Source organism: Methyloceanibacter sp. (assembly GCF_041573655.1).
In the GTDB taxonomy this organism is placed as follows: Bacteria; Pseudomonadota; Alphaproteobacteria; order Rhizobiales; family Methyloligellaceae; genus Methyloceanibacter.
Genome location: NZ_JBFFQD010000095.1, coordinates 1 through 2,715, shown reverse-complemented (window position 1 = coordinate 2,715; position 2,715 = coordinate 1). Strand labels below are relative to the sequence as shown.

The following is a 2,715-nucleotide window of genomic DNA, read 5'->3' as shown; positions in this document are numbered from 1 at the left end:
GCTGCATCCCTCAAACGCGGCGCGGCTGTTCTCGCTGGTGCAGAAATACGGCAACAGCAACACGACGATCCGCATCACCCACTAACGCGAGAAGACTAACGGCCGCAGACGCTTGGCGCGGGGCGCCCGCGAACGCGGTCGGCGGCGAGCCGCAGCCAGGACGAGAGGATTGACATTTGGGAAACCCTCTAATACTTGCGCGCGGCGGATCATAGCCCGAGAAGCGGCGGTGTCCGCCTTTTGAAATTGAGCTGGGCCGGGCTTTTCATGACGCCCGCTTCTAGGGCACAATCGGACAGAGCAAGAGGCTGCCTGCCTGCGCGGGCCACCAACGCGGGTCTTATGAGTCGGGGAACGGTTCGGATGCCATCAGCCGCTAGCAGGCTCGACGCCTTCATCGACCGTGTCAGCGGGATTGCGACTCCTTTCTCCATCGAACTCCCCGATGGCGCCAAGCGCACCGTGGGCGCGGGCCAGCCCGAGTTTTACGTCGATCTCCACAACGAGCGGGCGATCAAAGCCTTGCGGACCTTGGACGAGGGCGATATCGCAGAAGCCTATTTGCAGGGCGACATCGACATCGAAGGCGACATGCTGAAGCCTTTTGCGCTGCGGGCCTCGCTCGACGACAGTCACCCGCTGGTCGCCGCGTGGCGCTTCATCCAGCCCGCGCTGTTCGGGCAGGTCTACACCAACAAGCAGGCGATCGCTTCGCACTACAATCTCGACCCGAAGCTGTTCTTAAGCTTCCTCGACCCCGTGTTCCCGGCCTACAGCCAAGGCATCTACGAAAGCGACGACGAGCCGCTGTCGAAGGCGCTGGAGCGGAAGTTCGACTGGGCCATCGAGAAGTGCGAACTGGCCCCCGGCAAGCGCGTGCTGGAAATTGGACCGGGCTGGGGTGCCTTCCCCAGCCACGCCCTGCAATCCGGCATCAAATATACCGGCATCACAAACTCGGAAGTCTCGCAGAACTTCTTGCGCGACAAGCTCGCCAATTTCGGCGACCAGTTCGAGATCCTGCTCACCGACTTCTATGATTACGAACCAAACGAGCCGTTCGACGCCATCGTTATAATGGGCGTCATCGAGCATCTGCCGAACTACGAAAAGGTGCTGAAGAAATTCTTCCGGCTCTTGAAGCCCGGCGGCCTCGTGTTCCTCGACGGCAGCGCGGCGCGGACGAAGTATGAGCTGTCGACCTTCATGGTCCGCTATATTTATGCGGGCAACCACTCCTTCCTCGTGCTCGACGACTTTCTCAACAAGATGAACAAGACCGAGTTTGAGGCGGAGGAAATCCACTCAGACCGCTGGAGCTACTTCCTCACCTTCAAGCAGTGGGCCGAGAACTTGGAGTCCAAAAAGGACTACGTGCTGAAGACGTTCGGTGATTTCGAATACCGCCGCTTCCGTCTCTATCTTTGGGGTGCGGCTTACGAGTTTATGGCGCGCAATCTCGATTGCTACCGTATGATCCTCTCCAAGCCGAAAGACGCCTGACGCAGGCTTGACCGCACCTGTGCCTCGGGGGAGGCTTGGCGGAGGGGTATCACTCTGCCGGGAGGGCACAAAGCATGTCCGGAGACCACAAGACACCAAGTCTGTCACGCCGCGGGCTGATGGCCGGCGTCGGGGCCTTGTTTGCCGCAAGCACGATGCGGCCCGTAGTCGCTAACGCCGCCGATGACAAAGCGCCGGCGCCGAACACCATTCCGCCATCGGAAGCCCTCGGAAGGCTGAAGGCTGGCAACGCCCGCTATGTGGCGAACGAGCCAAAGGCGACGGATTTCTCGCCCGGCCGCGCCGCGCGCACGAAAGTACAGCATCCCATCGCTGGCATCTTGTCCTGTGCAGACAGCCGCGTCCCCCCGGAGATTATTTTCGATCAGGGCCCTGGTGATCTTTTCGTATCGCGCGATGCCGGTAACGTCGTCAGCAATTATGGCCTGGCGAGCTTCGAGTTCGCCGTGGCCAATCTCGGCGTTCCGCTAATCCTTGTGCTCGGTCACACTGGCTGCGGCGCGGTCGCGGCGGCGCTTGGGGCCTCCACGTCACGAAAAGAGCTGCCCGGTCATCTGCCGGAACTCGTCAAGGCGATCGAGCCGGCGATCATAACCGCCCATGGCAAGCACCCTGGCGATTTTCTCGCAGCAAGCATCGAGGAGAATGTGCGCCTCGGCATGAAGCGGCTGAAGACGAAGTCGGAGATCATTGGGAAGGCCGTCAATTCCGGTAAGCTGCAGATCAAGGGCGGCATCTACGACCTTAAGACTGGCTCCGTGACATTCGTCTAGTCGAAGGGCTCGCGGCGCGCCTCCAAAATTGTCCCATTTTCGAACGGATTGGCAAGAAGTTTGCGACAAGCGAGCAAGAAGGCGAGACAACCGGCCTTTCCATGAATAGGATCGGCGGCCTACGGGGAAATTGTCTGCGCCTTTGCTATGTCTCATCAAATCCTGCTCCATTCCATTGGAAGCCTGCGCGCGCTCGGCTGCGCCGTTGCCATAGCGCTTGCCGCGCTGGTCTTCACGCCGCCGTCTGTTCTCGGACAAGACGCACCGGCCGGAGAGGCTGCGACCGAAGACGCTGCGACAGAAGACGCCGCGGCTGAGGAAACTACCGACGACACCAAGACAGACGACGACGCGGCGGAAGAGAAGAAGCCGTGGAACGTCGCGGCGCCTTGCGACAACGTCCAGCATCCTTACGAAG

3 protein-coding genes are annotated in these 2,715 nt (G+C 60.7%); all 3 read left to right on the top strand.

Annotation, left to right across the window (positions count from 1 at the left end; all coding sequences use genetic code 11):
• The first annotated feature begins 363 nt into the window (after nt 1–363).
• Nucleotides 364–1,503 carry a class I SAM-dependent methyltransferase gene (locus ABY454_RS12215; RefSeq protein WP_372931034.1) on the top strand — a complete coding sequence of 380 codons (1,140 nt, stop codon included), beginning with the start codon at nt 364–366 and terminating at the stop codon, nt 1,501–1,503.
• A gap of 74 nt (nt 1,504–1,577) precedes the next feature.
• Nucleotides 1,578–2,297 carry a carbonic anhydrase gene (locus tag ABY454_RS12210; protein ID WP_372931032.1) on the top strand — a complete coding sequence of 240 codons (720 nt, stop codon included), beginning with the start codon at nt 1,578–1,580 and terminating at the stop codon, nt 2,295–2,297.
• Between the two features lie 147 nt (nt 2,298–2,444).
• On the top strand, nt 2,445–2,715 hold a 271-nt coding region (locus ABY454_RS12205), incomplete at its 3' end, for a hypothetical protein (protein ID WP_372931030.1).

Excerpts from the sequence above, each read along its gene's own strand:
- ABY454_RS12215 (WP_372931034.1), top strand. The coding sequence starts at position 364 with ATGCCATCAGCCGCTAGCAGGCTCGACGCCTTCATCGACCGTGTCAGC.
- ABY454_RS12210 (WP_372931032.1), top strand. The coding sequence starts at position 1,578 with ATGTCCGGAGACCACAAGACACCAAGTCTGTCACGCCGCGGGCTGATG.